Annotated in this window: 1 protein-coding gene and 1 pseudogene; one reads left to right on the top strand and one right to left on the bottom strand. The window is 73.4% G+C overall.

What is annotated here, in order from left to right:
- Positions 1-625, top strand: a pseudogene (locus tag QL985_RS12050) (hypothetical protein); the annotation flags it as partial.
- Here the strand turns inward: QL985_RS12050 and QL985_RS12045 are convergent.
- On the bottom strand, positions 603-1575 hold a 973-nt coding region (locus tag QL985_RS12045; protein ID WP_290148003.1), incomplete at its 5' end, for a sugar transferase. The pseudogene QL985_RS12050 and the gene QL985_RS12045 overlap by 23 nt on opposite strands.

Genomic DNA, 1575 nt, shown 5'->3' with positions numbered 1-1575 from the left:
CCCCGGTTCTACACTGTCAGCCATGCCCCACCTGCTCTTCGTGTGCCACGGCAACGTGGCGCGGTCCCCCGCCGCGGAGGTCGTCGCCCGCGCGCTTCTGCCCCGCTCCAGCGGGTGGACCGTCTCCAGCGCGGGGATCGGCGCGCTGCGGGGAGAGCCCGTGGCGGACGACGTCGCCCGCGCCCTCGCGCAGCGCGGCCTGGATCCCCGGGGGCACCGGGCCCGCCAGGTGAGCCCCGCGATGGTCGGGGAAGCCGACCTCGTGATCTGCATGGCCGGCGAGCAGCGGGCATGGCTCGTGGACGAGCTGCCCCGAGAGGCGGCCAAGCTCCTGGTGCTGGGTCAGGCGGAACGGCTCGCGGCGCGGGCACCCCGGCACGTGGTGGGTCTCGACCACCTGCTGCTGTCGCAGGAACCGGCCGTGGTGCAGGACGACGTGGCAGACCCCTTCCGCCAGGGGCCCGAGGCCGCGCGGGACGCGGTCGCGAGGATCGCCGCCGGCGTGGAGAACGTGGTGCGCCTCCTGGTGCCGGGAACGGGCTCCGGCACGGGCCTCGCTCCGCTGGACGAGCAGGGCGCACGGGTTCACGGCAGCTCCCACCTCAGGACGCCCCGTGCCGGGTGAGGACCGCCTTGACGGTCTTGAGCACGATGATGGCGTCCCCCACGAGTGACCAGTTCTCCACGTAGGACAGGTCCAGGCGCGTGCTCTCCTCCGCGGAGAGCTCCGAGCGCCCACCCACCTGCCACGGACCGGTGATCCCGGGCTTGACCTTGAGCCGGCGCAGGACGTGCTGCGGCAGCTGCGCCACCTCCCGGGGAAGCTGGGGGCGCGGGCCCACCACGGCCATGTCTCCGCGCAGCACGTTGACCAGCTGCGGCAGCTCGTCCACGGACCACGCGCGGATGATGCGGCCCACCCGCGTGACCCGCGGATCGTCGGGAACCTTGAAGAGGGGTGCGCAGGCCCGGTTGGCCTCGGCCAGGTGCGCGAGCTCCTCGTCCGCGCCGGGCCGCATGGAGCGGAACTTGTACATCGTGAAGGCGGTGCCGTCGATCCCCACACGCTCCTGCCGGTACAGCACCGGACCGCCGTCCTGGAGCTTCACGGCCAGCGCGGTGACGAGCAGCAGCGGCAGGGTCACGAGCAGCCCGGTGGCGGCGATCACCAGGTCGAAGGCCCGCTTGAGCGCGTACTTGGCCCCGGAGAACTGCGGGGTGTCCACCGCCATCAGCGGCAGCCCCTCCACGGGACGCCAGTGGATGCGGGGCCCGGCCACGTCCGTGAGGCGGCTCGTGAGCACCAGCTGCACGTCCGTGCCCTCGAACTGCCACGAGAGCTGGCGCAGGAACCTGCGGTCCGTGGGGACGTCGTCCGCCACGATCACGGTGCGGATGCCCGTCTCGTCCAGCAGGTCCATGATCCGGTCCCAGCGGCGCAGGTTCGGCAGCCGCGTGCCGTCCGAGAGGGTGAGCCCGTCAGGGGCGTCCGGCTCGGCGCACACCACCGCCGCCACGCGGTAGCCCGCGGCGGGAATGCGTCGGATGTGCTCCGCGGTCCAGGTCACCGCGCGC

This window comes from Kocuria sp. APC 4018 (assembly GCF_030407675.1).
GTDB classification, from domain to species: Bacteria; Actinomycetota; Actinomycetes; order Actinomycetales; family Micrococcaceae; genus Kocuria; species Kocuria rhizophila.
This window is presented reverse-complemented; position numbering and strand designations above follow the sequence as displayed.